Below are 26,957 nucleotides of genomic sequence, written 5' to 3' on the forward strand. Positions count from 1 at the left end.
GTTCTCACTGAAGTCATTGTTGTCAACCGGTCGAAGGTTCCTGGAGTTGGTCCCACCGCTCTTCCACGGTGACGTGGGAGGGGAGCAGCCTTACGAGCGCTTGCCCCAACGTGGGATCGTGGTCGCAGACGAATGATCGGCTTCCATCGCGCCAGTCCAGCCGCAGCGATGTCTCCACGTAGCCGCTTGCCGTGTCGCCGGAGTGTGCAACCCCCACCGCCGTCACGTCTGCGATGCGCACCGTCCGCACGTCCGCGCGGCTTTCCAGCCGGACCTGCGCCTTGGTGAACTCGACCACGCGCACGACGTACCGGCTCCTGAGCAGGCCGGTGCAGACGGTCAGCGCCAACAGCCCGCCGAGGATGAGGAACTCCCCGGGATGCGTGGGATCGTGGCGCAGCCACCGGAAACCCGCCACCCCCCGCCCGCCGAGCCACACCAGGCCGGTCCCCACCACGACGGGTGCGAAGTAGGGGACTTCGCACCGCACCGACTGCTCCGCTTCCACCCCTTCACCATGACCGGCCCCGTCGAAGGATCGCAACCACCGGCGAGGCTGCCGCAGCGCTCATCCGGCTCGTTCGCGGCCCCAATGAGATTGGGTGCGGCCCTTCCTGAGTGAGACTCAATTTGCTGACAAATTTAGGTTGTACCCGGGAGGCCGATATCGTGGTCCGTTATGGATGGGATCCGGGATGCGAGATTCCCCCCGGGGAAGGCCAACCCACCGCGTACCGCGTGAGCTCTCTCCCTTCAGATCTCCTTGCGGTCCCGCCTCCCACGGGACGACCAGGTCGCACGCCCCTGCGAGAACGGTAGGACAAGCTCAGCGACGACGGATCGCGACAGCGACGAGAGCGACCACACCAGCCACGACGGGCAGTCCCAAAAACAGGGCCACAGGGTGGAGCAGTGTATCGGCGAGGGGGTTCGGGTCGGGGCCGAGGTTCTGCGAGTACATTCCCAAGGCCAGCGCGATGGCAAAAATCGCCCACCCCGCCCAGAATGCGAAGAACGCCGCGAGAAACGCGATCGGCAACAGCGAGGCAATCTGCTGGTACCTGCCTTCCACCTGAGCATTTTCGGTTTCGATCCAGCGGGCTCTCCGGACTGGTCGCCAGTACGTCCGGTGGAGGAACAACAGGACTAGCAGCAGACATAGCAAGGCAACTGATACGAGCATTCCATAGAACTGGGCGTCGTCGTTGGACTCGTTATTGTCCCAGGCTATGGAAGCGATGATCGGGCCGAGGAAGGCAGCCGGGACAGCGATCCAGAAGTACAGGTAGGTCCGGATGACCTCGACCAAGCGGAGGCGAGACCTGCCGACGAACTCGTACTCGATTGTCGTGTGGATAGAAGAGAACCCACCCTCTTCGGTGATCTTGCCTTGCCGCACGTAGTAGCGGCCCAGCGGGACGACCGGCAGGATGAACACGATCCAACAAGTGGCGAAGAAGCAACCGCTGCCGTCCGGACGAGAGTTGTGCAGCAGTGTGGTCCCCATGGCGTTGTAGGTCCCTAGCGAGGGCAACCTATCGCCTGAGGGCAGCGGATACACGGGATCGGGCATGGCCGAAATGATATTCACGCCGTTGGGGACGGGTCCCGACATCGGCCTGTCTGCCGGCCGAAGGTTCACCTGCAACACGCGTTTCAAGCGACATCCTCATGGGCGTCGGCCGTCACAGGCCGGGCGCTGCACGCTGCGCGGAACGCTTGGCGTAGGCGTCTTCAGCCTCAACGACGCAGCGCAGGAAGGGACCGAAGGCCGCATCGCCCATCTGAATACGAGCGGCCTCCAGAACGATGGCAGCCCAGTCGAGGTACGCCAACGTCTTGCCCATCACCGAACGCTTCGCTCAGGGCGGTGTCACGGCACAGGGCGTAGCAGGACGTGTCACTGCTGAGGTATCGCTGGTGGGCGGTCAGTGCGCTGCGGGCGATCTGCGCGAAGACGCCATGGCCCGTCAGGGCGCTGACCGTGCCCAGCAGGGCTCGTGGCGCCTCCGCATCCTGAGGGAGCGTCACCCAGGCGTCCTCGCCCGCCGCAGGGTCTGCATAGAGCCTGACAAGCCGGTGATCGAGTTCGTGTCGGTAGAGGAAGTCATGGAGGTCCATGGCGCGTGGCTACCGGCTCCCACGCCGACCGGCTGGCCCGACACCATCGCCGCAGGCGCCGGTTCACCTCTTCAGCCGACGCGATCCGCATGTGGGTCACACCGGCAGAACGACCGACACTGCCGCAGCGACGATCGTGACGGCAGCGCCGCAAACTCGGCCCACCAGCCGGGCTCCACACCATGCGCGGCGCCGGCTATCTGCTCCGCTGACGCCGGAGCGTGATCATCCGGGAGCGGGGCCGGCGACGCCGACGTAGTACCCAACCGCCAAGACCCGATACCCGGGGGGGTGCGCTGGTCGAGGACGGTGAGATCCGGTCGACGGCGCCGGGCCTGCGCCACGATGACCTCGGCGGTCGCGGTCAACCACAGCAGGTGGATGGTGGCCTGCGGCGGATCGCCGAACTGCAGGAAGTCCCACGGCACCAACGTTGGTCCCGGCCCGGTATCGGCGGGATCGATGTCGGTGTGATCGAGGGTGTACACGCGAACGGGGTTGGCGTCGCGCCATGGCACCAGGCGCGGGGCGGACCACCATTTCGCCGACTCGTAGATCCACACGCCCTCGCCGTCCATGGCTAGCACGCGTCGGCGTAGCGCGGCGTTGCCCGGGCGGATCCCGGCGAGCACCGCGACCATCCCGGGCAGGCCCAGCCACAAGACCGCGGCGAACAGCGCCCCCAGAAACGAGCCAAGGTCGTCCACGGGCCGGAACACCTCGGTGATCCACCATGGGCTGGTCGGCACCAGGAACCCCAGCCAGCCCAGGCTGGCGATCAACAACACGCCGCTGAGGAGACCACCGATCCGCAGCCGCCACCGAACCACGAACGTTCCGCGCCGGGCCGGACCGCGCGCAGCAGCGCCCGCCGCCCGCCGCCGTCTCCCTCGCTGCTTCACGCTGCCCAAGCATCTACGGCGGGACCGGGACCGGTCCCGGGTTCGGAACAACGCACCCATCCGAGAACCCGACTATGTGATCACTGTTGTTTGACGAGGCACCAGTACACCCGGTCCTGGCTCCACAACTGGACCCCGGCTCCCGCTCCGCCGCGACAGCGGGCCGAGCATCCCGCTCCTGGCTCGCCCCGGACGGGGTCAGCCCAGCAAGGCGAACATGAGACCGCGGAGAAGCACCGCCACCGAAGAAATGCCACCGAAGCGAGACTCGGCCGGTACGGCATCCCGTGAGACAAACAGTAAATGTCCAGGTCATACAAGATCGACATGTCACGACCGATGCGACCCTACACTCAAATTGTGGGATCTCAGATTCCGTGTCGGAATCTCACGATCGATGTCGGATCATTTTCGGATCCGACACGAAGTTGAGACTCGCAGGTCACAGGTCAGCTTCCGCAGGCGCCGCGGAGGAGTTGAGGACCAGCTCTGGGGATTCGCGGCAGCAGCATCACTTCAGTCAGCTGTCCCCTGGCGGACGTTCCGCCGGCACAAGGAGCAAATACACTATTCCGGCGCGTATTGGGCGGCGACGGTCCGGGACCATGTGATCTACGAGTCGCGTCTGGAGCTTGCGCGGCTGCTATTCGCCGACTTCAACCCTTCCGTACGTGGCATCATGGCGCAGCCGTTCCTATTGAAGGCAGTGGTGGAGGGGAAAGCCCGCAAAACACATCCCGGACTACTTCCTAACCACTGAGCAGGGTCCGGTCGTCGTGGACGTCAAGCCACGACGGCGGTTGTCAAAGCCGGTGGTGGCCTTCACTTTCGCGTGGACCCGGCAGGCGGTCGAGTCGCGCGGATGGCGCTACGAGGTGTGGTGCGAGCCCTCGGAGACGGAGCTGGACAACATCCGTTTCCTGGCCGGGTACCGTCGCGATTGGTTGTTCAGCCCCGAACTTCTGCAAGAGGTCCGCCGCGCTGACCTGGATGGTCTCGCGTTAGGTGAAGCCGCCCGGCGTATTCCTGGCCGAACGGGCCGTTGTGCGAGCTGGTGATCTGGTGCGGTGAATCCGAAGGCAGATGGCCACGTCCGACCAGCGGCAGCCTGCTCCGTTTGCCCACGCATCTGCTTCGTTACAGGTGGTGTGACCTTCCCCTCGTAGCGTAGAGATCGTGACTGCAGGGGAAGTTGGGAGTCATGGCGGAGAAGAGGCGGAAGTTCGACGCAGAGTTCCGTGAGGGGGCTGTACGGATCGTGACCGAGACCGGGAAGTCGGTCGCGCAGGTTGCGAGGGACCTGGGGATCAACGAGACGACGCTGGCGAGCTGGGTGTCGCGGGCTCGGAGGTCCGCCGGGGCCGGGGCGGTGGGCGAGAGCGAGGAGCTCGCGCGGCTGCGGCGGGAGAACGCCCAGTTGAAGAAGGACGTCAAGGAGCTGGGGATGGAGCGCGATGTCCTCAAACGCTGCATGGTCTTGTGGGTGAAGTAGCTGAGGCGGACCCGGCGGTGCTCGTCGGGGTGATCAGTGACCAGAAGACCGTGCACAACATTTCGCACCGCATCTCCTGCCGGGCACTGGGTGTGTCGGAGGCGTGGTTCTACAAGTGGCGCCGTCGGCCCGATGAGCCGACGAAACGCGAGATCAGACGGGGTGAACTGGCCGAGCGGGTCCGCTACTTCTTCGACCGCTCGGGCAAGACGTACGGTTCGCCGCGGATCACGCTGGATCTGTGGGAGGAGGGCTGGCAAGTATCGCAGAACACCGTCGCCGAGATCATGGCCGAACTCGGTCTGCAGGGCCGCAAACCGCCACGCCGACGCCGTTCGCTGACCCGTCCCGGCAAGCGGAAAACCGCTGGTGACCTGGTACGGCGCAAGTTCGACGCGATCGCGCCCGACGTTTTGTGGTGGGGCGACATGACGGAGATCGACACCGGTGAGGGCAAGCTCTACCTCGCCTCTGTCCACGACGCCTTCTCCCGCCGGGCCCTGGGCTACGCGATGGGTCGGCGGCATGATGCCGCGCTGGTCAGCGCAGCCCTGCAGATGGCGATCGCAACGAGAGGCGGCCAGGTCGACGGCGTCATTTTTCACACGGACCGCGGCAGCGAGTACACGTCCGAGGCGTTCCAGCAGTTGTGCGGCCGGTGGGGCGTGGTGCAGTCGATGGGACGCGTCGGGTCGGCCCTGGACAACGCCGCCGCGGAGTCGTTCCACTCGGTCCTCAAGGTCGAGTACGTCCACCGGCACACCTTCGCCACCCGAACCGAGGCGAGGCTGAAGACCGCCACCTGGATCGCGGACTTCTACAACACGAAACGGCGACACAGCGCGGCCGGCGGGAAACCGCCCGTCGAGTTCGAACGGATCATCCAGCAAGCGCGGACCCGGACCGATCAGGAGAGCCGGACCGCATAACCAACGTCTCTACGAAACCCGGGGATTGACAGGTGCCTGCCCAGGTGACAGGCGAGGACGCGTGATCTCCGCGCTGCACGGTCAGCTGCATGCCTCGGTCAGTACACGACCAGGTGAATGTCCGCCTGAACTGGCATGTCCGGCTATGCGTGCCGCCATGCTGATCTGGTCAACGTTCTTGTACGCCTGCCCGGAGGGGGCCTGGTGCCTGGGCGCGGCGAGGCGGGAGTGGCATTGTCCGAGAATTCGAGCAGGGTCACTGCGGCGCCGCCGGCGGTTAGCACTCGGGTGGGGAATGCATCCGCCTTCAGGTGCGGCGGTGATGTGCTGGCGCGGGTGGTGACGGAGGCATTTGCTCCGCTTCTGGTAGGTACGGCTCTGGTCGTGGCTGTTGGGTGGCACAGCACTTGGCCGAGTGTGTCGGGTGCTCTCTGGGGGCTGATGCTCACTGTGGTGGCCGCCGGGCCTCCTTTGGCGTTGGTTGTCCGCGATGTGCGGCGGGGGCGTCTCGCTGACTGGCACATTGTTGATCGCGCCAGTCGTATCCGGCCGTTGTTGTTGACGGGGTGTTGCTTTCTGGGCGCTTGGGCTGTCCATCTGGTGGGGGCAGGCCCTTCTGTTCTGGGCACGGTTGTGGCGGCTCTGACTCTCGCTGTGGTCGTGGGGGTGGCTGTCACGCGATTCTGGAAGATCTCCGTGCACACGACGGTATGCGCGCTCGCCGTGACCGCACTGGCCTTCGATGTCGGAATCGGTCTGCTGGGACTGGCGCCGGTGGTCGCTTTGGTTGCATGGTCACGCGTGCGTCTGAACTCTCATACCGTTGCCCAGACGCTTGCGGGCGCGGCGGTTGGAACGCTTGCCAGCGCCGTGGCCTTCCTGGCGTCCGCCCGGCCGGTGTGAGCCGGTGGAGATGGCCGGCCCGGCCCGTTGCGGGCAGGTACCCGTTCGGTTTGGTCCGTGAAGTGCCGGCAGACACGGTTGACGGGAGCGGCTCCCCTGCCGGTCTCGCGAACGCGCCCCCTTCACCTTTCCCGTCTCTGACATGCAGCCCGAATGACGTCATCCAGCACGACGATCTTGGACGTTGGCCTGGCAGTTGGTGGGCCGTCCCGGACTTCCTGGGCGTGTTCTTGGCCGCCAAGGCTGCCGATGATGACGCTGTGGCCGCCAACGCTTGGCCCGCCCATGAGTAACTGCTCACCGCTTCCCCCTTTCCTTTCGGCTTTGGAGTCCCCATGCAGCTCTCTTCTCAGACAAGGGCGACCCCCGCTCCCTGTTCCAACCCGCCGCTGCGCCACCTGGCGGTCATCCCTGATGGCAACCGGCGCTGGGCCCGGGACCGGGGTCTGTCAGCTGCGGAGGGGCATTGGCGCGGTGGTGAGCGAAGCATGGAGTTGCTCGATTGGTGCCGCGGGGAGGCCGAGATCGAGGTCGTCACGATGTGGGCTATGTCCATCGAGAACTACGAGGAACGCCTCCCCGCGGAGGTGGAGAGCGGTTTGCCACTGCTTGCCGAGTTCACGCGACAGGTCGCTGCTGGGGGGCGATGGCGCATCGGTCTCGTCGGTGACCTGGATCTCCTGCCGTCGCGACTGGCCGACGAGTTGCGCGATTACCGGGATCAGAGCAGCACGGTGTCCGGACCGCTTGTGAACATGGCCGTCGCCTACAGCGGAGGGAACGAGATCGCCCGCGCCGTCGAGAAGCTCCTGCGCAGCCGGCAACAGAACGGTGGCACGCTGTTGGCTGACGAACGGGTTGATGCCGCTGCCCTCGCCGGGCACCTCGATACAGCCGGTCTTCCTGATCTCGACCTGGTCGTCCGTACCTCGGGAGAGACGCGGTTGTCGGGCTTCATGCCGTGGCAGGCGATGCATGCGGAGCTTTATTTTACGCCTGTCCTGTGGCCGGACTTCGATGAGGACGAATTCAGGAAGGCCCTGGAGTACTACCGGGGCCGGCAACGCCGCCATGGCAAGTGAAAGAACAAAAAGGGGCACCGGCGGCCGGATGCAGGTGCAGGCCGTAGAGGACCACGGTCTCGCGGGGCGGCCATGACGGTTGGTGATCAGGCGTTATGCCACGGACCTGGGTTCGCAGATCATAGGGAGCGGTCCGGGTGAGAGGAAGATACGAGTGATCGGCCGGACCCGGCGTGTGGGGACGGTGCGCAACCGCCAACGGGAGGCGATGGTGGCGAGGAGAGTCAGCATGTTGGTCATGGCGAGGTTGTCTCCGATGCACTTGCGCGGACCGGCGCCCAGCGCGAGGTAGGTGCAGGGGGCAAGGCTTTTGGCACGCTCGGGGAGCCAGCGGTCGGGGTCGAAGCGCAGCGGGTCCTGGTGCACCTGGGGGTTGCGGTGCAATCCGTAGGGGCTGATGACGATTTCGGCGCCGGCGGGGAGGTGCGCGGAGCCGAGTTGCACGGGGACCAGTGTGCGGCGTGCGAAGACCCAGACCGGGGGGTGCAGGCGCAGTACCTCCTGCAGGACTCTGCGGGTGTAGTCCAGGCGGGGTAGGTCCTCGGCCTGGACCGGACGTCCGTCCAGGACGGCGTCGATTTCCTCATGCACGCGCTGCTCGACCTGCGGGTTGAGGGCCAGTTGGTGAAAGGCGTAGGGCATGGCGTCGCCGATCCCGTGGACGGCGGCGAAGAGGTAGAAGAGGGTTTCGCTGACGATCTGGTGGTCGTCCAGGCGTTCGCCTGTGTCGGCGTAGGTGGCTTGGAGGAGGTGGGAGAGTACGTCTGGGCTGTCCTGGGTGTCACGACGGCGGATGTCGATGGTGGCGTGGATGGCGGTGCGCAGGCGGGTCAGGGCCCTGTTGAAGGCCCCGGTGCCGGGGACATGGGAGAGATGAGCCCACTGGGGCAGCGAGACACGCCAGAGCAGGCCCGGGGTGGTCTGGGCGACCAGGCCGGCCAGTGCGTCGGCCACGGACTGTGTGGTGGGTCCGTTGCCGCAGAAGGCGCGGGCGTTGATCTGGTAGGCGAGGCGGGCCAGTTCCTTGTCGATGCGCAGTGTCTGCCCGGGCCGCCACCGTGCGAGCTGTTCCTGGACGGCGAGGTGTGCGGCCTGGGTCTGTGCGGCGATCCGGTGGGGGTTGAACCCTGGCTGTACGGCGCGTCGGTGGCGGCGGTGGGACTCGAAGTGGGTCAGTCCTTCGAAGGACATGTCCATCACCACGCTGGGACCGAACTGCGACCCGATGCCTTCGGTGATCCGGCCTTTGGCGTAGTCACGGGTTTCGGTGACCAGGATGCGGTGCAGCAGGTCCGGTGCGGTGACGAGGTACACGTCGGGGCCGGGTACCAGGACACGTACCACGGGGCCGAGTTCATTGAGTGACGTGGTGAAGGGCAGGGGGTTGCACAGCAGTTGGAGTGCATGCCCGATTCCTGGCAGGGCCCGGGGTGCGGTGGGGACGAGTGGGGCAGTGATGGTGCTGGTCATGGGGCCTCCGGCCATCGCGTCATTACGTTACGTGACAAATCGAACACGCAACGATCGAATGTTCGGCTGCCGGGCGGGGCAGCCGCTGAGTGCGCACGGCGCGCAACCGATGCCTGGTGCGGCTGTTGCCTGCCGACTGCGTCGGCTGTGTGCCGCTCAAGGGGTGTTCACAGGGCCCGTTCCACGTTCCACAGCGGCAGGTACTCGAAGAACGCCACCGCCTCCTCGCGCCACCGTGGCCGCCATGCGGCTGCTTCGGCAGAGGCCACTTCGGCATGATGTTGCATGTCCGCCCGCAGTTTCTGCTCCGCGCCACAGTTTTGTCCGATCTCCCGGACCGCAGTGATGGTCTGCGGGGGGCAGGCAGGGTTGCCGAGTGCCGATTCCACCAGGGCGCGCTCGGCGCCGGTGGCCGCTGCCAGAATGGCTTGCACCACGTAGTTGCGCCGTCCGTCACGGATGTCGGTACCCGTGGGCTTGCCCATGGTTTCCGCCTCGCCGAACAGGTCCAGGTAGTCATCACGCATCTGCCCGCAGATCCCCGTCTGCCGGGCGTAGCGGCGTAGTTCCTCGTCGAAGGGGGCTGTCTGTTCGCCCGCGGCGAGCAGGCCGAGTTGCATCGGGGCCAGGATCGAGTAGCGGGCGCTCTTGTACTCGGCCACGCTGTGCAGGAGTTCGTCGTCCGCGGTCGGAGTGAAGTCCCGCTCGATGTCGGTGATCTGACCGATGAAGGTGTCCGCTGTCGCCCGGGTGTGTGCCTCGATCATGGCCTGGCGCGCCGGCAGGGGGGCTGAGGAGTCGAGGAGTACCTGCTGGGACAGGGCGAGCGCGAGGTCGCCCGCCAGCAGGGCCAGGCCGAGGGCGGTTTGTGGCTGGTCAGGGAACTTTGCCCGGTAGGCGTAGTAGGTGGAGGGGCCGCCTCGCCGGGTAGGGCTGTCGTCGATGATGTCGTCGTGGACCAGCCCGTGGGTCTGGAGCAGTTCGATGCTCAGCGCCGCGGCATCGAGCCCTTCGACCAGCTCGGTACTCACCAGACGGGCTGCCTCGAAGAGGAGCACCGCGCGCATCCGTTTGCCTCCGCGCAGGGACAGATCCCGCAGCAGGCTTAGGCACTCCGGAGTGAATTTACTGAAGGACGGCGCACTGAGGTTGGCGCTCAGGCCGTCGAAGTACTCCTGGACAAGCGTGCCGACCCGCTGCTCGTACCCAGCGATACGGACCCGGATCTGGTTGGTGCCAGCGGCGGTGCCGATCACGTCAAGGTCTCCTGTTCAGTGGTGATGAACTGTAGGAATCGGAAGCACCGCCCTACCGGCTGGTGGCCAACGCTCGGCGACAGTCACAAGTCTGATCGGCACAGCCGCGCGGTGAAGGCGGAAGGTGCGCGGGCAGCACCACGTGCGTCAGTGTTCAGGTGGTGTACTGCGTGGCGGTGACCGCCAGTCCGCGCAGGGCGCCAGAAACGTCCGGTGGGAATGCGGCCGAGTCCAGAACCCGCAGAACCTGCTCGTAGCGTGAAGCAATTATGTTCTCGGCGTACTCCCTCGCCCCGGTCATCTCCAGAATGGCCCGCACCTCGGCTGCCCCGCTCTCATCCAAGTCGGCCCGGCCCACCAGCTGACGAAGACGCTGCCGCTGCTGCGGATCAGCCCTGCACACCCCCAGAGCCAGCAGCACAGTCCGCTTTCCCTCCCGCAGATCACCCAGGCCCGGCGCGCAGGCGCCGTCCGCGCTGCCGAAGACGTCCAACAGGTCGTCCCTGATCTGGAACGCCTCTCCCAGCGGAAGACCCAACTCCGTACACAGGTCCAAGGTGGCCGCACCGGCCCCGGCGACCGCAGCGCCCAACTGCAGGGGGCGCTGAACCGTAGCGGTAGCGGTCTTGTAGCGGACGATTTGCAGGGCGGCTTCGACATCGCCGTCGCCCCGATCGGTACCCATCACGTCCAGGTACTGGCCGTACATGACCTCTTCCAGCATCGCGTCATACAGCGCGTGCACGGCCTTGCGCCGTTCAGCAGTCAGCTCCACGGTGTGCAGCAGTTCCTGGGCCCAGATCAGTGCGAGATTGCCGACCAGGAGAGCGCCGCCTGCACCGAGCCGCTCGGCCCGCTGTGACTGGCCCAGCCGCGCGCGCAGAGCACGATGGACAGCGGGGCGGCCCCGGCGCATGGCCGAGTCGTCCATGATGTCGTCGTGAATGAGGGCGAACGCCACGAATAGCTCCAGCGACGCCGCGACTCGCATGACGGGGGCCGGGTCCCCCCGTCCGCCGGCGGCGTGCCAGCCCACGACGCACAGTTGGGCGCGGATGCGTTTGCCGCCCGCGGCCAGGAAGTCCCGCACGGTCTCCACCACCTCCGGCGGATGCCCCCTGCCGGCCGCGGTTTCGGCCTTCCCCTCGAGGAACTCCTCCAGCACCGCATCGACCTGTTCCCTCAGAGCCCGCAGGTTGATCCCCTGGGCATCCATGACCGAGGTCATCCGCGCATCCTCCCCGTAGATCGCACAGGTGAGCCGGCTGGGGCCGTGGGCAGCGGAACGCGACAGTTCCGCGCGGCCGAGGAGCCAGGGTTTTCGGCGCCTCTCTTCTGCTGCTGAGGCCGGGTCACCTGTTTGGTCTCCATGTCGTACTTAACGACCAAGGCCGCTGGAGAGCACGGTGGGATGCGCCGGGGAACGGATCGGCCGTCCCCGCCCGTGATCGACGAGAGGCTTACCGCGCACAGTTGGACTGTTACGCCAAGTAGTCGTTAGTGTGCTGTACGTGCTGAAGATCAGTTGTTCCGCCCGGCCAGTCCGGCCGCCCGCCGCACTGCGGCGGCGCGCCCTCATGTGCCCGGACGGCAGGTGATGAAGGTGAGCGGGCCGGCGCTGCGCGTGCAGGGTGTGCACAAGAGCTACCGGCGCCGTCACGTCCTCAAAGGAGTGAACTTCGATCTGTCCCCGGGTCAGCTGGCGGGCATCGTCGGGGAGAACGGGGCGGGCAAGAGCACCCTGCTGCGGATCCTTATCGGTGACCTCGCCCTGGACGCCGGGTCGGTGGACTGCCGGGGCGTGCTGGGGTACTGCCCGCAGGCAAGCGTCCTGCACGAGGCGTTCACCCTCGAGCAGCACCTGCGGTTCTTCCAGAGCGCCTACGGCCTTCGAAGTCTTCACCGGGCGCACGAGGTGCTGGAGATCCTGCACTGCGCCGACTACCTCAAGGCCCGCATCGGCACCCTCAGTGGCGGCACCCGGCAAAAACTCAACCTCACCCTGGCATTGATGCACGACCCGCAGGTGCTGTTCCTGGACGAGCCCTACCAGGGCTTCGACTGGGAGACCTACCTGCGCTTCTGGGACCTGGCCCAGGACTTGCGCGACCGCGGCTGCTCGGTACTGGTGGTCTCCCACCTCGCCTACGACGCCTCCCGCCTGGACTGCATGTACCGACTGCATGACGGCGTCCTGACGGAAACGGAACGCATCGGCGTGGCGCCCGCGCACCCGGCCACGAACACGGCGGGCAGGAACGGGATGCGGTCATGAAGCGTTGGATGGCCTGCCTGGGCGCGGCTGTGCGATTCGCGCTCATCGAGCAACTGCGCAACAGACTCGCCCTGGTGATCCTGGTGGTCTACGTCCCGGTGTGGATCACCCTGACCTACACGGTCCCAGCCAGCGACCCGCTGCGCTTCCACCTGAGCCCGGCAGGCCGGACAGTCACGATGGACGGCAACGTCCTCACCCAGATGGGCGGGGCCCTGCACGCGCTCGCCCTGATCGTCGGGTTCATGATGTTCCTCGCCACTACCCGCTCCGCTCCCTTCGACCAGCGCCTGGTGAGGGCCGGCTACCCCCGGCTGTGCCTGGCACTGGCGAAGTTCACCGCGCTGGTGCTGGCCGCGGCCGTGGTCGCCGCCTACGGGGCACTATGGATGCGCGCCTACTGGCGTCCCCAGCAGCTGCTCCTGCTGGGCGTGGGCCTGTTCGTCGGGGCCTTGATCTACGGAGGCGTCGGCATCATGCTCGCCGCCGTCCTGCGCAGCGAACTGGCCGGCATGTTCCTCGTCATCATGGTCAGCTTCGTCGACCTGGGCCTGCAGAACCCGCTCGCCAACCCCGCTTCCGACAGCCCTCTGATGCGCTACCTGCCGGCCTACGGCGCGATGCAGACCGTCGTCACCGCCGGCGCGCTGCATTTGGTGCCCTGGCACGAACTCGTCCAGGGCCTGCTCTGGGCGGTCGCTATGGCCGCAGTCGGCATGAGCGCCTTCGCCCTGCGCAGCCGCTCCCGCCGCCCCACCCGCGCCCCACTCCCACCCCCGTCCACCGGCGGCACGAACAGCACCGGCAGCGGCAGCGGTGGCAGCACCGACGCGGGCATCGGATCCCGGCCCGGATCCGGCCTCCCCCATCGCGCCGGCACCACAACCACAGCGCGCAGCCACCGCCCACCCACCGGCTAGGAGACACACACATGCCCCCGCCGACGGACGCCGTCACCCCCGACACCGACGTCCTGGTCGTCGGCTCCGGCTTCGGCGGCAGCGTCGCCGCCCTGCGCCTGACCCACAAGGGCTACCGGGTCACCGTCATCGAAGCCGGGCGCAGATTCTCCGACACCGACTTCGCCACCTCCCCCTGGCAGATGGGCCGTCTGCTGTGGGCACCACGTCTGGGATGGCACGGCATCATGCGCGTGCACCTGCGCAGACGGCTCCTCGCCCTGACCGGGGTCGGCGTCGGCGGAGGGTCCCTGGCCTACGCCGCCGTCCACTACCGGCCCGACGCCGCCACGTTCCAGACGCCGGGCTGGGACCAGGCCGTCGACTGGGCGGAAGAACTCGCCCCGCACTACGCACGGGCTGAACAGATGCTGGGCACCGCCACTGTGCCCGCCACGTCGGCAGGGGACCGCGTGCTGCGACAAGCCGCCGACGACCTCGGCGTGCCAGACACCTTCCATCCCACCCGGGTCGGCATCCACTTCGGCACTCCCGCGCAGCAGACCGGTGACCCGTACTTCGGTGGTCAGGGGCCCGCACGCAGCGGCTGCACCCTGTGCGGGCAGTGCACCACCGGGTGTCCGGTCGGGGCGAAAAACACCCTGGTCAAGAACTACCTGCATCTCGCCGAACAAGCCGGCGCCCGCATCCTGCCGATGACCCGGGCGACCGCCCTGCACCCGCAGCCCGACGGCACCTGGCACATCCACACCACACGCACCCCCACCGGCCCCTTCCACCTGCGCGGCCAGCGGGAGGTCCTGACGGCCGGCCAGGTGGTGCTGGCCGCCGGTGCCTGGGGCACCACCGAACTGCTCCACCGCTCGCGCGCCCACCTGCCTCTGCTCTCCCCCGCCCTGGGTACCCGCACCTGCACCAACCAGGAGGTGATGAGCGCCGCCACCGCACCCGGCTTCGACATCGGCCCCGGTGTCGCCATCACCTCCGCCATCCGCCCTGATCCCACAACCCTCGTCCAGCTGTGCCGCGTCGGCCCCGGCACCCACCCACTCGCCGGAGCACTACTGCCCCTCGCCCTGCCGTTCGGCAGCTTCGGCCGCCGCACCGCACTGCTGTTCACCATGGAACTGCGGGACTCCGCCCTGACCAGCCACTACAGGCCCAGGCTCAGACGGGTCGTCTTCCGCCCCGGCACCGCCGGCCCGGAACCCACCCGCAGCGCCACCGCGGATGCCGTCGCGCACACGTACGCGCGCCACATCCGAGGTCGAGCCCGGCGCCTATGGACAACGCTGTTCCACGTTCCGTTCACCGCTCACCTGATGGGCGGCTGCCCCATCGGCACCGACCCCGCCCACAGCGTCACTGACCCTTACCACCGCGTACACGGCTACCCCACCCTGCACATCACCGACGCCTCCGTCATCCCGGGAAACCTGGGACAAAACCCGTCACTGACCATCACAGCCATGGCCGAACGGGCATGCGCCACCTGGCCCCTGGCCGCTACCCCCGACCTGCGGCCGCATCAGGGCGAACCGTACCGTCCCGTGCCCCAGCTGAAAGTGCTCACCACCGCATGCCAAACGCGCTCATCGTCCGTCTCGGCCGCACCCGCCTGTTCACCCGCATCGCCCCCCACCTGCTGCCTCCCTGCGACCTCGCCGTCCACCGCCTCACCCGCGGCCGCCTCCTCCCCAGCCGCCTCTTCATCTCCACCGTCGTCCTCACCACCACCGGCCACCGCACAGGACTAGCCCGCACCACGCCACTGTGCGCCCACCACGGACCCGACGGCAGCTGGCTCGTCGTCGCCAGCAACTTCGGCAGAACACACCACCCCACCTGGAGCACCAACCTGCTCCACACCCCGACCGCACACGTCACCTACCAAGGCCGCACGGTCTCGGTGCACGCCCGCCCGCTCACCAAGGAGGAAAAGCAGCTCCATCGGCGCCGGATCCTCGCCGCACTGCCCGTATACGACACCTACGCCGCCCGCACCACGCGCGACATCCGGGTCTTCCACCTGACACCTCACCCGTCACGAGTCCCTTGAGGTGAACCAGCACGCCTCCGGGCGAGGTGACGCCCTGGCACCAAGAGGGCCGCACGGCGTCAGCCGCGTCCAACGGCCGCCGTTCCCTAAAAGGGGATTCGAAGCGTGTTGCCGCTTCAGCCTCGGCCGCTGCTCGATATGGAGCACGCCCTGGACGTCACCGAGAATCCGGGGACGCGGCTGCGCACGCTGTGCGGGTGCGTGCAGGAGCTGACCCCGATGCTGAGCGCTTCGACCACATCGACTATGACGACGCAAGTTGGAGCAGAACTCTTCCAGGCTGCCAGCGCGGCGGCCGCCGTCCTGGAGATCCTTGCTCCGCCGCCCCTATCAAGGCACCCCACCGCCTGGGCAACAACCCCACTACTACAGGTACCCCCACGACCTCCTGGCGGCCTACATCAGAGAGGTTCCTCGCTCAGGCGGATCACCGCCCGTGACCACACCTTGCCAACTGACCTGCGTCACTCTTGCCAACTACGCAACGTCACAGCTCACCGACCAGGGACAAGGCACGCCGTCCCTTGCCAACAAGCCTGTCACACCGCGGTCCGCACCGATCAGGACCGTCGAGCAGACGACGCGAGGCTGTGTGGACGATCGCGTATTTCCCCATGGGTAGGTTCACGTAATTCCCCACCCTCGGGACTGAGACGGGCCACCGGAGAGGGCTCCGGAGGGTGGCAGATGCGGGTGATCGCTCGATTCGGTCGCGTGGCATCCTTGTCAGACCTGACGGACGGAATGAGAGTCGAGTCGTGCGTTGATCCGCGTCGCGCGAGGAGCCACCGGGTTTTGGTGGCATGGCGATGACCCGTTGCCGCAGGTGGACGTCGGGGCCTTCAGAGCCGCCTGCCATGCGGTGGCCCGGTCGATTCGGGCCACAGTCGGCGAAGTGACTCCGGCCGGAGTCACGCCGAGTTTCCACACGGTTCTGATCACCGCCCCAGGCATTCGGTCGACCGTCCTGTGCCACGAGGTACTCTCGGTCGTTGCCTGTGCGGCGAGTCCTCCGCAGGTTGGTGCGCCTCTGACGTACTTCACAGCCCCGCCGGCGTGGGCGGACGCATTTGAGCTGGGCGGCTTCCGGCTGCTGGACGTCGGAGAACTGAGCACGCCGTTGGCTGCAGCCGACACCAGCGAGCTCGCCGAAGCAGAGCTGGAACAGGTGCGTTACTGGCGCCCCAGCACGGTCGGCGAGCTGATGTTCAACTGGTGGGATTGATCTGGGTCATTTGATCGAGGGCTTGTCAGTGCGGTTCTTGGGGCGCTTGTTCGGGCGGTAGCTGGGGCCGTTCATGATGACCTGGTGGCTGGTGTTGATCAGCCGGTCCAGAAGGGACTCGGCGACGACGGGGTTGGGGAAGAGGGGATACCAGTCGCTGGGCGCCCGGTTGCTGGTGATGATCAGAGACCTTCGCTGCCGCTCGCTGACCAGCTCGTAGAGGTCGTCAGCCTGGGTCGCGTTCAGCTGGCGCATTGCAAAGTCGTCGAGGACGAGGACGTCGGGACGGACCAGTTCGCGGAGCCGTTTCTCCCAGGTGCGGTCCGCGTGACCGCTGGCGAGGTCTGCAAGAACGCGGCTGGTCTTGGCGAAGCGGACATGGGCGCCCTGGCGGACGGCGAGGTGGCCGAGGGCCTGCGCAATGTGCGTTTTGCCGACGCCGACCGGCCCGAAGAGAATGACCGACTCGCCGGCATGAAGCCAGCGCAGGGCTCCCAGGTCACGGATCTGGGCGGCAGGCAGCTTCGAGGAGGCGGTGAAGTCGAACTCCTCCAGTGTGACCTGCTGCTCGAACTTGGCTCGCTGCAGGCGGCGTTGGAAGGCGACGGTCTCGCGGCGGGTGATCTCGTCCTGGCAGAGGACCTGGAGGAAGTCCAGGTGCCCGAGTTCGCCGCCGGGGCCTGGGCCAGGCGGGCGTCGAGGGTTTCCCGCATGCCGGACAGTCGCAGGGCCTTGTGTGGACTCCCGCAGGGCGGTGTCCATCACGGTCATCGGGCTTCCACCTCGGCTTCGTCGTGGACCTGGTCGTCGTGGTCGTCGTCCGCCGTGTCGGGGGTCGCGACGGTGGCGAAGAGCCGGGCCGGGCCGTGGAGGAAGGCTGCGGCTCCGGCGTCTCCGCTGGTCTCGGGCTCGGGATCGGTCTCGGTGCCGGCGATGAGGATGCCCTTGATGGTGCGGTAGGACGGGTCGCCGACCGCGATGGCCCTGGCGCAGGCGGCTTCCAGCCGCGTCTCGCCGTACTTCTTCCGCAGCCCGAGAACCCCCTGGGCAGCGCGGAGCCGGTAGAGGACGTTGGCTTCCAGCAGTTGGTCGATGACCTCCCGGCAGGCGTCGCCGACCTCGGACGCCTGGGTGCGGCACCAGACCGGCGTGCGCATCTGGAAGGCGATCCTCTCCGGCGGGTAGTCGCTCTTGTCGGTGCGTTTGCCCTGGTCGAGGGCGGTGTGGGTCTTGACGAGCTGGCCGTCGTGGAAGACCTGGACCATCGTGGCGGTGGAGCGGACGTCGACCTTGCGGCCGATCCGTTTCCACGGCACCGAGTAGAGGGTGCGGCCGACTTTGATGTGGATGTCCGGGCCGACCGTGGCCGTCGACCAGCGGGCCAGCACGAACGGTGTCGGCGGCAGGGGCAGCAGTTCGGCCGCTTCCAGTGCCTCGAATACGGTCATCGGGGCGGCCCCGCCCAGTGGCCGGCACTTCCGCCGACCGGCGACCTGCTGACTCCAGGTCACGGCCTCGGCTTGCATGTGCTCGATTGAGGTGAACTCCCGCCCTCGCCAGAACGAGTCGCGGACATAGGGCATCGGCCGCTCGACCCGTGGCTTGTCCTTCGGCTTCGCAGCCCGGGCGGGATCGACCAACGCGCCGTAATGGGTGGCGAGTTCGGCATACGATTTGTTGATCTTCGGGTCGTAGAGGTCGGGCTTGTCGACGCCTGTCTTGAGGTTGTCCGGGACGAGCCGGCGCGGGCCGCCGCCGAAGTAGCGGAAGGCCGCGACGTGGGCTTCCGTCCATGCGTGCTGGTCCAGGTGCAGGACGGGCCGGACGAACATGTGCCGCGAGCACGGCAGAACCATCACGAACGCCCAGACCCGGTGGCGCTTCCCCGTCCGCGGATCGATCCACTGCCCGAGGAAGCCGTAGTCGATCTGAGCCTCCGAGCCGGGCTCGATCTCGTCACGCAACACGGTGACCTGCGACTTCGCCACCTCATCCGGCAATGTCGCATGCACCCAGCGACGGAACGAGGAGATCGACACCTGAAGTCTGTGCTCGTCACGCAGCCGCTGGTGGATCGTCGAGACGGTGACCGTCCCGAGCAGGCTCTTGATGTAGTCGCGGTGCTGGTCGATCTCCGGCCAGGTCACCTGCCGAAGACGCCTGTCCACGAGCCCCGGGAACCACTCTTTGATCAGCTTCGCCCAGTCGGCCTCGCTCATCGGGGGGCCGCCCGGGCTGATACCGGACGCCTCCGCCGGGGCCAGGTACTTCCTGACCGTCTTGTGGTCCACCCCCGGCGACGCGGCCAGCTCGCTCTTCGAGCGGCCTGCGTACCAGTGGACGTAGATCTCGGTGATGTCGACCACGACGAACGTTCTCCTCGCCATCCGGGCTGCCCATCGGCCATCCGAACCAGGGGACGAGGAACATGAGCAGCTCCGCGACGACCAGGTCCCTCGATCCCGACCTCCGCGCTACCCATGGCCAATTAGCCTCGCGCTTTCATGAAGTGTGGTGTCCGACGGGTGGTCAGACAAAACGAAAAGTACCTCTGGCCAGCAAGAACGCGGATTGTCGAGGCCCTTGTTCCTGCCACCGCCGGAGGCGCTTCACAGGTGAAGAAGCGGATCGGGTCCTACCCGCGTGTCCCCGTCGAGGGCGGTGGCCGGGCTGTGGTCTCGCAGGCGGGAGACGTCCCAAGCCGGACCAGACGATATCGGTGGCTCTGGCGCCGTGGTGCAAGTCGGGGCAGTGCACGATCCGGGGGAGATGCTGCTGGACGTGGCCTCGGCCGTCGCGCTCGGTTGGACTGCCTGGCCAATGTGGGCCTGTTGCGGGCCGAGCCGGCCGTGTTCGGGTCGGCGGCCTCCGCCCGTCGATCTCCCGGGTGATCGGCAAGGTGGCGTGGGCACGGGCAGCGGGTCCTGGCCGCGCTGCGCATCGCCCGCGCCGAAGTGCGCGAACGTGTCTGGCGGTTGGCCGGTGAAGCGGCGCCGGACGCGGGTGGGCATGTGATCGTGGACCTGGATGGCGTCCTCGCCCTGGCGCACTCCGAGAAGCAGGACGCCGCCGCGACCTGGAAGAAGACCTTTGGGCACGACCCGCTGATGGGGTTCGTCGACCACGGCCGCGGTGGGTTCGGCGAACCCGTCGTGGGCCTGTTGCTGTCTGGCAACGCGGATGTCGATCGCGTAGCCGATGCGCGTACTCGGTGCGCTGCGGGCTCGAAGTTGCCACGGGCACCCGGAAGTGCCTCGTCCACGGGAACAGGGACATCAGCGCTCCCTGTTCCCGCCGACAAGAGCCACTCTCTCTGCGCCGGAGGCAAAGGTCAACGGTCGCCCTACATGAAAGCCGGGGTCAGTTGTAGACGTTGAATTCTGCGACTGACCACCAGCTACGCGCAACGTTGCCGGTGTTGACGACCTTGATGTAGCGAGCTGTCTGCGTGGGGAAGGAAATCAGGTGGACTCGTTGGCCGTCCGCTACGGAAGAAACCTTGGTCCAGTCGGTTCCATCCGTGGATACGTATACGTCTGCGCTCCGCGCATAGTCGCTGACACTGCCGCCGACATCCAACACAATCTTGTCGAAGGTCTGCGTTTGCCCCATGTCCACTTGGATCCAGAGGCCGTCGTACTGCCCTGTTCCGGAGCTGTACCGAGTGTCGGAATTGCCATCGAGCATGTTTCCGGGCGCATCCCACTGACTTGCGTCCGAAGCCTTTGCGGCCCAGCTCGTCCGGGGTAGCGCAGGACCTAGATCGATGACGTCGAACGAAGATCCACCTGCATCCACTCCGCTGGTTCCCTTCACGGAAACCGTGACCTTCCCCGCCGGAAGTCCCTTCGGAACGTAGGCGCTGATGCTGGTGTCCGACCAGGTGTCTATTTCGGCATAGCTCGATCCGAAATACACCGTACCCAGCCCCTGCGCATCGCCGAAACCAGAACCGCGAATCGTGAACTTGGAGCGCGGCATGCCTCGTTCCGGCTTCAAATCGCTGAACGTCGGCGAGGGGAAGCTCGACAGCTTCTTGGTCGTGAACATCGCCGAGGTGCCGCCCGGCAGCGTATAGGTGTACGAGCCGTCGGTGGATATCTTGAAACTCTTGCTGTCGATGGTCCCGTTGAATACTACGGTGACCTGCTCCCCCTCCTTACTAGTCCAGTTCTTCAGCTGGAGGCCGTTCGATGCCGCTGTCGGAGCTGTGATCGAGCCGGTTCCACGAGAGGACCCGTACACCTCGATGTCGCCGATGGCCCACCAGAAACCGGATGCCGCAGTGCTGACGATGCGAATGTACTGTGCCGTACGGGTCGGCAACGTGACGGCTATCTTCCCGATGCCCCCGCTGCCGCTCGCAATCGCGCTGCCCCAATCGACACCGTCGTTCGAAACGTAGATCTGATACTTCGTGACGTAGTCGAACGAATTGTTCACGCCGGTGTCGAAGACGATCTTATTGAAGCTCGTGGGGCTCCCCAGATCGATCTGGAACCAGTCGCCGCTCGTCGTCCCGTGCCCGAGACTCCACCTGGTGTTGATGTCGCCGTCGATCGCGTTCGCGGCCACACCCCAATCCGGCTGCGCGGAAGCCGTGGCGGTCCACTTGCTACGGCTCAGCGCCCTTCCGGTCGTCTGGACGGAAGCTCCGATCGGAAGGGAGTACGTGACCAGCTTGTTTCCGGTACGGATGGAGTTCTGGTAGGGCAGCAGTTCCGGGTCGTACGTGACGGTGACCGGGCCGGATGCCGACTTGAACGTGAAGTCGTGTGTCGGGTCCGAGACCTTGGTCGCTGCGGGGGTACGGCCGCTCTGCGCAGGTCCGGAGTACGTGAAGGTGACGGCACCGCCGGCGTTCAGGGTGTAGTCGAACGAGTGTGTCCCGTCCGCGACGCTGAAGGTCTTCGCGGCGCTCCCCGAGTTGTGGGCGATCAGGACCTTCGATCCGTCCGGGTTCTGGAACGCGACGTTCTCTATGCTGCCTTCCCCGAAGGTGTACGAGTAGATCCGGCGTGCTCCGGGCTTGACGAACCTGCTGGCGTGAGCGAGGGCGTGGTAGTCCACGTTGTAGGACACCCGCCCGTCGGCCGGGTCGATCGTGAGCAACCCCCGAAGCATGGGTATGCCGGCCGTGTCGCTGTTGAGCGGGCCCCGATCGGGGTCGAGTGCGATGTTCCACAGCATCACCCCGTTCGCCCAGTTGCGCGTTCCGTTGATGATCCACGAACCCAGTGCTTCGCTGAACGCCGTCTGGTCGCTGTCCTGCCAAACGCCTCCGGTGGCTTCCGTGATGAACGTTTCCTTGCTCGGGTAGTCGTTGTGGACCACTGTCTGGCAGTTCGGGTTGCCGCTGTAGATGTGCCACCCGGTTCCCGCGGTGTACTTGGAGGCTGCGGGGTCGCTGAAAATCGTCTCCGGATACGAGGGCACGTCCCAGTTGTGGTCCCAAGCCAGGATCTTCGTGGAGATTCCGTTGGCTTCGAACGCCTTGCCGATCTCCTGGATCAAATCGGCTTCCTGGTACGCGGACAGGAACATCCCGGGCCAGGTGGGAGTACCCATGGGTTCGTTTTGCGGGGAAATGTAGGAGATGGGCACACCGGCTTCGCCATAGGCTTGGATGAACTTGACGAAGTAGTTGGCCAGTGCGGAGGTGTACTCGCTCTTGAGGGTGCCTCCGATCATGGAGTCGGAGGTCTTCATCCAGCCTGGTGGGCTCCACGGGTTGGCCATGATCTTGATGGACGGGTTGAGTGAGAGGGCCTGCCGCAAGGCGGGAATGATGTACGGCACGTCGTGCTGGATGGAGAAGTTGGACAGCGTCGGGTCCGATTGGCCGGCAGGCATGTCGTTGTAGGAGTAGTTCCCGGACGCGTTGAAATCCGTGGCGCCCATCGGGGAGCGGAGCAGGCTGAGGCCGATTCCCTTCGAGGGATCGAACAGCTTGTTCATCAGCTTGGTCCGCTCGGCAATGGACAGCTTGTCGATGAGCCAGGCGGAGGAGTCGGTCATGGCCGCACCGAAGCCTTGGACCTTCTGGTACTTGACGCTGTCGTCGATCTTGATCGTGAGCGGGTTGGCCGTTCTCTTCGCCTTGAACAGCACATCGTCCTGGCCGGCGACCCACTTGTCGGCCGATACGTCCGTCAGCCACACACGGACGGAATTGCTGCGTGCGGTCTGCTTCAGTTGCGGGGCGGCGATGGCGCTCCCGGAAACCGAGGTCCAGGCGGCGGCGACACCGACGGCGGTGGCCAGGAACTGGCGTCGTCCGAGACCGTATGTGCTCATGGAAGATCCTCCTTCGGACCTGCTTGGTCAGTACTTGGGAGAGGGGGTGACGCATTGCCGAGGTGGGGATCGACCGGTTGGAGTCGGTTCTACGGCGACGTCGGCGCCGACTCTGCGGCGCTGGTGCTCGGCTCCTTGATCACGAGCGGGTGCAGTTCCCAGGCGTCGATCGCGTAGCCGAGGTACGTACCCGGTGCGGTGCGGGCCTCAAGTCGCCAGGAGCTCTGCCCTGTGGGGTAGAAGCGCAGGGTGAAGACCTGGCCGGTGGTGGTCAGGAAGATTTCGGCGATGGAGTGGTCGACGACCACGCGCAGCTCGACCGGCTGACCAGTGGGGCAGGGCATCCGGTAGGAGCCGCCGCGGGCCCGGGGGTCCAGTGAGGCGTGGTCACGGTCGACGACCAGTTCGCCCGCCTCGGTATCGACGCGGATGTCGAGGTGCTCGGAGCCGTCCGGGGTGGTGAGCAGCCGCAGACCGGCGTTTCCGGTCGGCTCCAGACGGGCCGTCAGGTCGAAGGCTCGGCCCACGCTGCCGAGGTCCACCGGCTGCGGGCCGTGCGTCGCGCCTGCGGCGTGGATGGTGTGTTCGCCGCGCAGGGCGAGCAGTTCGGTGGCGGGCTGCTGGCGCAGCGTGCCGCCGCCGTCGACATGGATCTCGCGGGGCAGGGTGAGGACGCCGGCCCATCCGTCCGCGACGGCCCAGGCTTCGTCGCGGGCTTCCCATGACCAGCCCCACAGCAGCCACCGGTTGCCCGGTGCACGCAGCAGGGCGGGTGCGTAGCAGTCGGGGCCGTAGTCGGCGGGTACCGCTGGGCCGGCCTCGAAGTGGCCGTCGTGCTCTTCGCCGATCAGGGCCGCGACGCTCTGCGGGCCGGTGGGTTCGGTCCACGCGCTGACGATGAGGGCACCGCGTCCGTCGATCGCCGGGAGGTACTGGGGGCATTCCCAGCCCTCGCCCGTGAGCAGGTCGGTGCCACCGATGGGCTCCGGACGGCGGGCCGCGAAAGGCCCCCGGTAGGTCCACTTGTCCAAGTCGGGAGAGTCGTACAGGAGGGCGGCGGCGCGGCCGTCCGTGAGGGCGGCGCCGACCAGCATCCGCCAGCCGTCGCCGTCCTGCCAGACGTACGGGTCGCGGTACATGGTGCAGCCCTCGGGCAGCTCGGGGATGAGCAGTTCGCCGCGCGGGCTGAAGCTGTTGCCGCCGTCGTGGGATACGGCGCAAGTGACCGGTTGGTGCTGGAACGAGCGGTCCTCGCGGTGCGCGGAGTAGAAGGCGACGAGACGGTCGCCGTCGGAGACGGCGTTGCCGGAGAAGCAGCCGTCGGCGTCCACGCCACCGGGGGTCGGGGACAGGGCGATCGGCAGCGGCTCCCAGGTCAGCAGGTCGGGGCTGCGGAAGTGACCCCAGTGCACGTTCGCGTGCGTCGCTCCGTACGGGTTGTGCTGGTAGCACACGTGGTAGTGGCCGTCGTGGAAGACCAGCCCGTTGGGGTCGTTGATCCAGTTGCGGGGCGGGCGCAGGTGCGCCACGGGGCGGTGCGGATCGCGGGGTGTGGTGGACACACGCCTGCCTTTCGGTGTTTCAGAGTGGCCCCGCCCCGCCGGCCTTCGGGTTAGCGGGGCGGCGGGCCGACGGGGCGGGGGTCTTCAAGCCCGCATGCGGGCTACAGGTCCGGATACGGGCTTCAGGTCCGGATGCGGAATCCCGCGCTCAGCTGCTGCTCCCGCCGCGAGCTGGGGCCGACACGGAGCATGAACTCACCCGGTTCGACCACTCGCCGGCTGTCGGCCGTGACGAGTGAGCACTGCGCGGCGGGGATGCCGAGGCGGACGTCCAAGGTTTCGCCGGGAGGGATTTCGACCTGGGTGAAACCCTTCAGCTCCTGCTCGGCCCAGGTGACGCTGGTGGTCAGGTCGCTGATGTACGCCTGGACCGTTTCCAGGGCCGGGCGGCTGCCGCTGTTGGTGAGCCGCACCGTTGCGTCGACGGTGCCGTCGACGGGGACGTCCGGATGGTGCACGACGAGGTCGGAGTAGGTGACGGTGGTGTAGGTGAGGCCCTCGCCGAACGCGAACAGGGGGTCCTGAGTGAGATCCGCGTAGCGTTCCCCGTGCTGGCCTCGCACCTGGTTGTAGAAGACCGGTTGCTGTCCGACGTGGCGTGCGAAGGAGACCGGGAGCCGGCCGCCGGGTTCGATGAGTCCGAGGAGGAGCTCGGCGAGGGCGCGGCCGCCGCGCATGCCCGGGTTGAACGCCTCGATGAGTGCCGCCGCGTTCAGTGCGGAGTCCGGGAGGGTGCTCGGCTTGGACTGGGCCAGTACGACGATCATCGGTGTGCCGGTGGCGGCGACCGCGTCCAGCAGCGCGATCTGACCTCCTTGGAGGTCGAGCGTGGCCGTGGAGCGCCCCTCGCCCGTGAGGGCGATGGTGTCTCCCACGACCACGACGGCGTAGTCGGCGGCCTCGGCTGCGGCGACGGCCTGCCGAAGCTGTGCCGGGTCGACCGGGGCGGCGGTGAACACGGGCGCCAGCGCTTGGCCGTCGGGCCCGGTGGACCACTCGGGGTGGTAGGCGGGGCTTGCGATGTCGGCTCCGCGGGCGTGCGTGAGCGTCCAGTCGGCGGGTGCGACGGCGCGCAGGCCATCGAGCACCGTCTCCACCGACTCGCGTGGATGTCCTTCGGGCATCCACGAGAACTGTCCGGAGGCGCCCGCCCAGTCGCCGAGCATGGCTTCGGGGCTGTCGGCGTTGGGGCCGATGACCGCGATCGTCCGCGCTGTGCCTTGGCTCACGGCGCGGCCGGTTCCGTCCGAGGTCAGCCCGCCTTCAAGCGGCAGAGTGCCGTCGTTGCGCAGCAGCACCAGGGAGCGTCGGGCGGTCTCGAGGTTGAGGTCGGCGTGGGCTCGGCAGCCGATCACCTGCGCCTGCCGCTCGGGGTCGGGAGCGCGGGGATCCTCGAAGAGCCCGAGCTCGAACTTCAGCCGCAGCACCCGCCGTACCGCGTCATCGATCTGCTTCTCCTCGACCAGGCCGCGGGCGACCGCCTCCTGCGCGCCTTCGAAGAACGCCGGGGTGCCCATGACGAGGTCGTTGCCGGAGTTGACGGCGACGGCCGCCGCCTCGGCGTGGTCGGCGCAGATCCGCTGGTCGTAGACCATCCGGCCGACGTTGTCGAAGTCGGTCACCAGCGTCCCGGTGAAGCCCCACTCGCCCTTGAGCACGTCGTTGATCAGCCACTCATTGGCGGTGATGGGCACCCCGTCGATCGACTGGTAGCCGAGCATGAAGGCGCGGCAGCCGGCCCGCGCCGCCTGCTCGAACGGGGGCAGGAACCACGAGCGCAGCTTGCGTGGGCTGAGATCGGCTTCGCTCGCGTCGCGCCCGCCCAGGGTTTCGGAGTAGCCCGCGAAGTGCTTGGCGTACGCCAGCACGGCGGTCGGGTCGCCAAGACCCGCGCCCTGATAGCCGCGCACCATCGCCGCCCCGAGTTCACCGATCAGGAACGGGTCCTCGCCGAACGTCTCGTTGATCCGGCCCCAGCGCAGGTCCCGGGTGATGCACAGCACCGGGGAGAACGTCCCGTGGATTCCGGTCGCCGCGATCTCGGTGGCGGCCACGCGGGCCACCCGGTGGAGCAGGGCGGGATCCCAGGTGCAGGCCATGGCCAGCTGGGTCGGGAAGATGGTCGCGCCCGGCCAGAAGGAGTGGCCGTGGATGCCGTCCTCGGCTGTCAGCAACGGAATGCCGAGCCGTGTCTGCCCGGCCAGTTCCATGGCCTGAGGCATCAGCGCGGGAGACACATGCAGGACCGATCCGGCCAGCTTGGCCGACACGATGTCCGCCAGGTCCCCGTGTTGTGCGTCGAGCATCAGCAGCTGCCCGGCCTTCTCCGGCAGGGTCATCCGGGACAGCAAGTCCTCGATCCTTGCTTCCACGGACGCTTCCGGATCCAGGTACGCGGCAGGGCGGACCGGCTGTCCCATTTATGGTCTCCAAGTGATGAGTCGTCACAGGTCAGAGAGTTGAT

The 26,957-nt window shown here is 67.1% G+C and carries 22 protein-coding genes and 1 pseudogene; 11 read left to right on the forward strand and 12 right to left on the reverse strand.

All coding sequences use genetic code 11. From position 1 onward, the window contains the following. Positions 1 to 22: 22 nt before the first annotated feature. From QQM39_RS08885 to QQM39_RS08900, 4 genes are all read right to left on the reverse strand, one after another. A complete protein-coding gene (locus QQM39_RS08885; protein ID WP_301996152.1) occupies positions 23 to 508 on the reverse strand; it encodes a hypothetical protein in 486 nt (161 codons plus the stop codon). 318 nt (positions 509 to 826) lie between these two features. Beyond that, positions 827 to 1,573: a hypothetical protein gene (locus tag QQM39_RS08890; protein WP_301996153.1), complete on the reverse strand. Its 747-nt coding sequence runs from the start codon at positions 1,571 to 1,573 to the stop codon at positions 827 to 829. A gap of 112 nt (positions 1,574 to 1,685) precedes the next feature. Beyond that, positions 1,686 to 1,847: a hypothetical protein gene (locus tag QQM39_RS08895; RefSeq protein ID WP_301996154.1), complete on the reverse strand. Its 162-nt coding sequence runs from the start codon at positions 1,845 to 1,847 to the stop codon at positions 1,686 to 1,688. 345 nt (positions 1,848 to 2,192) lie between these two features. Continuing rightward, complete coding sequence (locus QQM39_RS08900) at positions 2,193 to 2,909, reverse strand: hypothetical protein (protein WP_301996155.1); 717 nt, start codon at positions 2,907 to 2,909, stop codon at positions 2,193 to 2,195. Between the two features lie 890 nt (positions 2,910 to 3,799). Here QQM39_RS08900 and QQM39_RS08905 point away from each other — a divergent pair. The 5 genes from QQM39_RS08905 (at position 3,800) to uppS (ending at position 7,429) form a co-directional block, all read left to right on the forward strand. Then, positions 3,800 to 4,081 (forward strand): hypothetical protein, encoded by a 282-nt coding sequence (locus QQM39_RS08905; RefSeq protein ID WP_301996156.1) that lies wholly within the window; start codon positions 3,800 to 3,802, stop codon positions 4,079 to 4,081. A 143-nt stretch (positions 4,082 to 4,224) separates the two neighbouring features. Further along, positions 4,225 to 4,515 carry a transposase gene (locus tag QQM39_RS08910; protein ID WP_301994515.1) on the forward strand — a complete coding sequence of 97 codons (291 nt, stop codon included), beginning with the start codon at positions 4,225 to 4,227 and terminating at the stop codon, positions 4,513 to 4,515. Beyond that, complete coding sequence (locus QQM39_RS08915) at positions 4,503 to 5,444, forward strand: IS3 family transposase (protein WP_301996157.1); 942 nt, start codon at positions 4,503 to 4,505, stop codon at positions 5,442 to 5,444. The genes QQM39_RS08910 and QQM39_RS08915 overlap by 13 nt, the downstream gene beginning before the upstream one ends. A 441-nt stretch (positions 5,445 to 5,885) precedes the next feature. Further along, complete coding sequence (locus QQM39_RS08920; protein ID WP_301996158.1) at positions 5,886 to 6,347, forward strand: hypothetical protein; 462 nt, start codon at positions 5,886 to 5,888, stop codon at positions 6,345 to 6,347. 335 nt (positions 6,348 to 6,682) lie between these two features. Next, positions 6,683 to 7,429, forward strand: coding sequence for a polyprenyl diphosphate synthase (gene uppS / locus QQM39_RS08925; protein ID WP_301996159.1), 747 nt, complete (start codon positions 6,683 to 6,685; stop codon positions 7,427 to 7,429). A 93-nt stretch (positions 7,430 to 7,522) separates the two neighbouring features. On the opposite strand, the gene QQM39_RS08930 is transcribed toward uppS, so the two are convergent. The 3 genes from QQM39_RS08930 to QQM39_RS08940 form a co-directional block, all read right to left on the reverse strand. Continuing rightward, positions 7,523 to 8,899 carry a cytochrome P450 gene (locus QQM39_RS08930; protein ID WP_301996160.1) on the reverse strand — a complete coding sequence of 459 codons (1,377 nt, stop codon included), beginning with the start codon at positions 8,897 to 8,899 and terminating at the stop codon, positions 7,523 to 7,525. Between the two features lie 167 nt (positions 8,900 to 9,066). After that, positions 9,067 to 10,155: a polyprenyl synthetase family protein gene (locus QQM39_RS08935; protein ID WP_301996161.1), complete on the reverse strand. Its 1,089-nt coding sequence runs from the start codon at positions 10,153 to 10,155 to the stop codon at positions 9,067 to 9,069. 154 nt (positions 10,156 to 10,309) lie between these two features. After that, the gene (locus tag QQM39_RS08940) at positions 10,310 to 11,383 is read right to left on the reverse strand and encodes a polyprenyl synthetase family protein (protein WP_301996162.1); all 1,074 of its coding nucleotides are present in this window, start codon (positions 11,381 to 11,383) and stop codon (positions 10,310 to 10,312) included. A gap of 375 nt (positions 11,384 to 11,758) precedes the next feature. On the opposite strand from QQM39_RS08940, the gene QQM39_RS08945 reads away from it, so the two are divergent. From QQM39_RS08945 to QQM39_RS08965, 5 genes are all read left to right on the forward strand, one after another. Beyond that, entirely contained in the window at positions 11,759 to 12,430 is a 672-nt protein-coding gene (locus QQM39_RS08945; RefSeq protein WP_301996163.1) for an ABC transporter ATP-binding protein, read from the forward strand. Further along, positions 12,427 to 13,350: an ABC transporter permease gene (locus QQM39_RS08950; protein WP_301996164.1), complete on the forward strand. Its 924-nt coding sequence runs from the start codon at positions 12,427 to 12,429 to the stop codon at positions 13,348 to 13,350. The genes QQM39_RS08945 and QQM39_RS08950 overlap by 4 nt, the downstream gene beginning before the upstream one ends. 11 nt (positions 13,351 to 13,361) lie before the next feature. Further along, positions 13,362 to 15,107, forward strand: a complete 1,746-nt coding sequence (locus QQM39_RS08955) for an FAD-dependent oxidoreductase (RefSeq protein ID WP_301996165.1) — start codon at positions 13,362 to 13,364, stop codon at positions 15,105 to 15,107. Between the two features lie 14 nt (positions 15,108 to 15,121). Then, entirely contained in the window at positions 15,122 to 15,409 is a 288-nt protein-coding gene (locus QQM39_RS08960) for a nitroreductase/quinone reductase family protein (protein WP_302003524.1), read from the forward strand. Positions 15,410 to 16,172: 763 nt separating this feature from the next. Next, positions 16,173 to 16,634 (forward strand): hypothetical protein, encoded by a 462-nt coding sequence (locus QQM39_RS08965; protein ID WP_301996166.1) that lies wholly within the window; start codon positions 16,173 to 16,175, stop codon positions 16,632 to 16,634. A 6-nt stretch (positions 16,635 to 16,640) separates the two neighbouring features. Here the strand turns inward: QQM39_RS08965 and istB are convergent, their stop codons facing one another. After that, positions 16,641 to 17,405 (reverse strand): IS21-like element helper ATPase IstB, encoded by a 765-nt coding sequence (gene istB / locus QQM39_RS08970; RefSeq protein WP_301996167.1) that lies wholly within the window; start codon positions 17,403 to 17,405, stop codon positions 16,641 to 16,643. Continuing rightward, positions 17,402 to 19,000, reverse strand: a complete 1,599-nt coding sequence (gene istA, locus QQM39_RS08975; protein ID WP_301996168.1) for an IS21 family transposase — start codon at positions 18,998 to 19,000, stop codon at positions 17,402 to 17,404. Before istA ends, istB begins: the two co-directional genes overlap by 4 nt. Positions 19,001 to 19,249: 249 nt before the next feature. Here istA and QQM39_RS08980 point away from each other — a divergent pair. Then, positions 19,250 to 19,813: pseudogene (locus QQM39_RS08980) on the forward strand (transposase); the annotation flags it as partial. 181 nt (positions 19,814 to 19,994) lie between these two features. On the opposite strand, the gene QQM39_RS08985 reads toward QQM39_RS08980, so the two are convergent. From QQM39_RS08985 to QQM39_RS08995, 3 genes are all read right to left on the reverse strand, one after another. Next, the gene (locus QQM39_RS08985; RefSeq protein ID WP_301996169.1) at positions 19,995 to 22,931 is read right to left on the reverse strand and encodes a discoidin domain-containing protein; all 2,937 of its coding nucleotides are present in this window, start codon (positions 22,929 to 22,931) and stop codon (positions 19,995 to 19,997) included. An 89-nt stretch (positions 22,932 to 23,020) separates the two neighbouring features. Further along, positions 23,021 to 24,493: a glycoside hydrolase family 32 protein gene (locus QQM39_RS08990; RefSeq protein ID WP_301996170.1), complete on the reverse strand. Its 1,473-nt coding sequence runs from the start codon at positions 24,491 to 24,493 to the stop codon at positions 23,021 to 23,023. 122 nt (positions 24,494 to 24,615) lie between these two features. Further along, on the reverse strand, positions 24,616 to 26,913 hold the full coding sequence (locus QQM39_RS08995) for a glycoside hydrolase family 3 N-terminal domain-containing protein (RefSeq protein ID WP_301996171.1): 2,298 nt from the start codon (positions 26,911 to 26,913) through the stop codon (positions 24,616 to 24,618). Positions 26,914 to 26,957: the final 44 nt, after the last annotated feature.

The sequence above is a fragment of the Streptomyces sp. DT2A-34 genome, assembly GCF_030499515.1.
Taxonomy (GTDB): Bacteria; Actinomycetota; Actinomycetes; order Streptomycetales; family Streptomycetaceae; genus Streptomyces.

Coding starts and splice junctions, on each gene's coding strand:
- QQM39_RS08890 (WP_301996153.1), bottom strand. CDS start 1,573: ATGCCCGATCCCGTGTATCCGCTGCCCTCAGGCGATAGGTTGCCCTCG.
- QQM39_RS08895 (WP_301996154.1), bottom strand. CDS start 1,847: ATGGGCAAGACGTTGGCGTACCTCGACTGGGCTGCCATCGTTCTGGAG.
- QQM39_RS08910 (WP_301994515.1), top strand. CDS start 4,225: ATGGCGGAGAAGAGGCGGAAGTTCGACGCAGAGTTCCGTGAGGGGGCT.
- QQM39_RS08920 (WP_301996158.1), top strand. CDS start 5,886: ATGCTCACTGTGGTGGCCGCCGGGCCTCCTTTGGCGTTGGTTGTCCGC.
- uppS (WP_301996159.1), top strand. CDS start 6,683: ATGCAGCTCTCTTCTCAGACAAGGGCGACCCCCGCTCCCTGTTCCAAC.
- QQM39_RS08930 (WP_301996160.1), bottom strand. CDS start 8,899: ATGACCAGCACCATCACTGCCCCACTCGTCCCCACCGCACCCCGGGCC.
- QQM39_RS08940 (WP_301996162.1), bottom strand. CDS start 11,383: ATGACCTCGGTCATGGATGCCCAGGGGATCAACCTGCGGGCTCTGAGG.
- QQM39_RS08950 (WP_301996164.1), top strand. CDS start 12,427: ATGAAGCGTTGGATGGCCTGCCTGGGCGCGGCTGTGCGATTCGCGCTC.
- QQM39_RS08955 (WP_301996165.1), top strand. CDS start 13,362: ATGCCCCCGCCGACGGACGCCGTCACCCCCGACACCGACGTCCTGGTC.
- istB (WP_301996167.1), bottom strand. CDS start 17,405: ATGACCGTGATGGACACCGCCCTGCGGGAGTCCACACAAGGCCCTGCG.
- QQM39_RS08985 (WP_301996169.1), bottom strand. CDS start 22,931: ATGAGCACATACGGTCTCGGACGACGCCAGTTCCTGGCCACCGCCGTC.
- QQM39_RS08995 (WP_301996171.1), bottom strand. CDS start 26,913: ATGGGACAGCCGGTCCGCCCTGCCGCGTACCTGGATCCGGAAGCGTCC.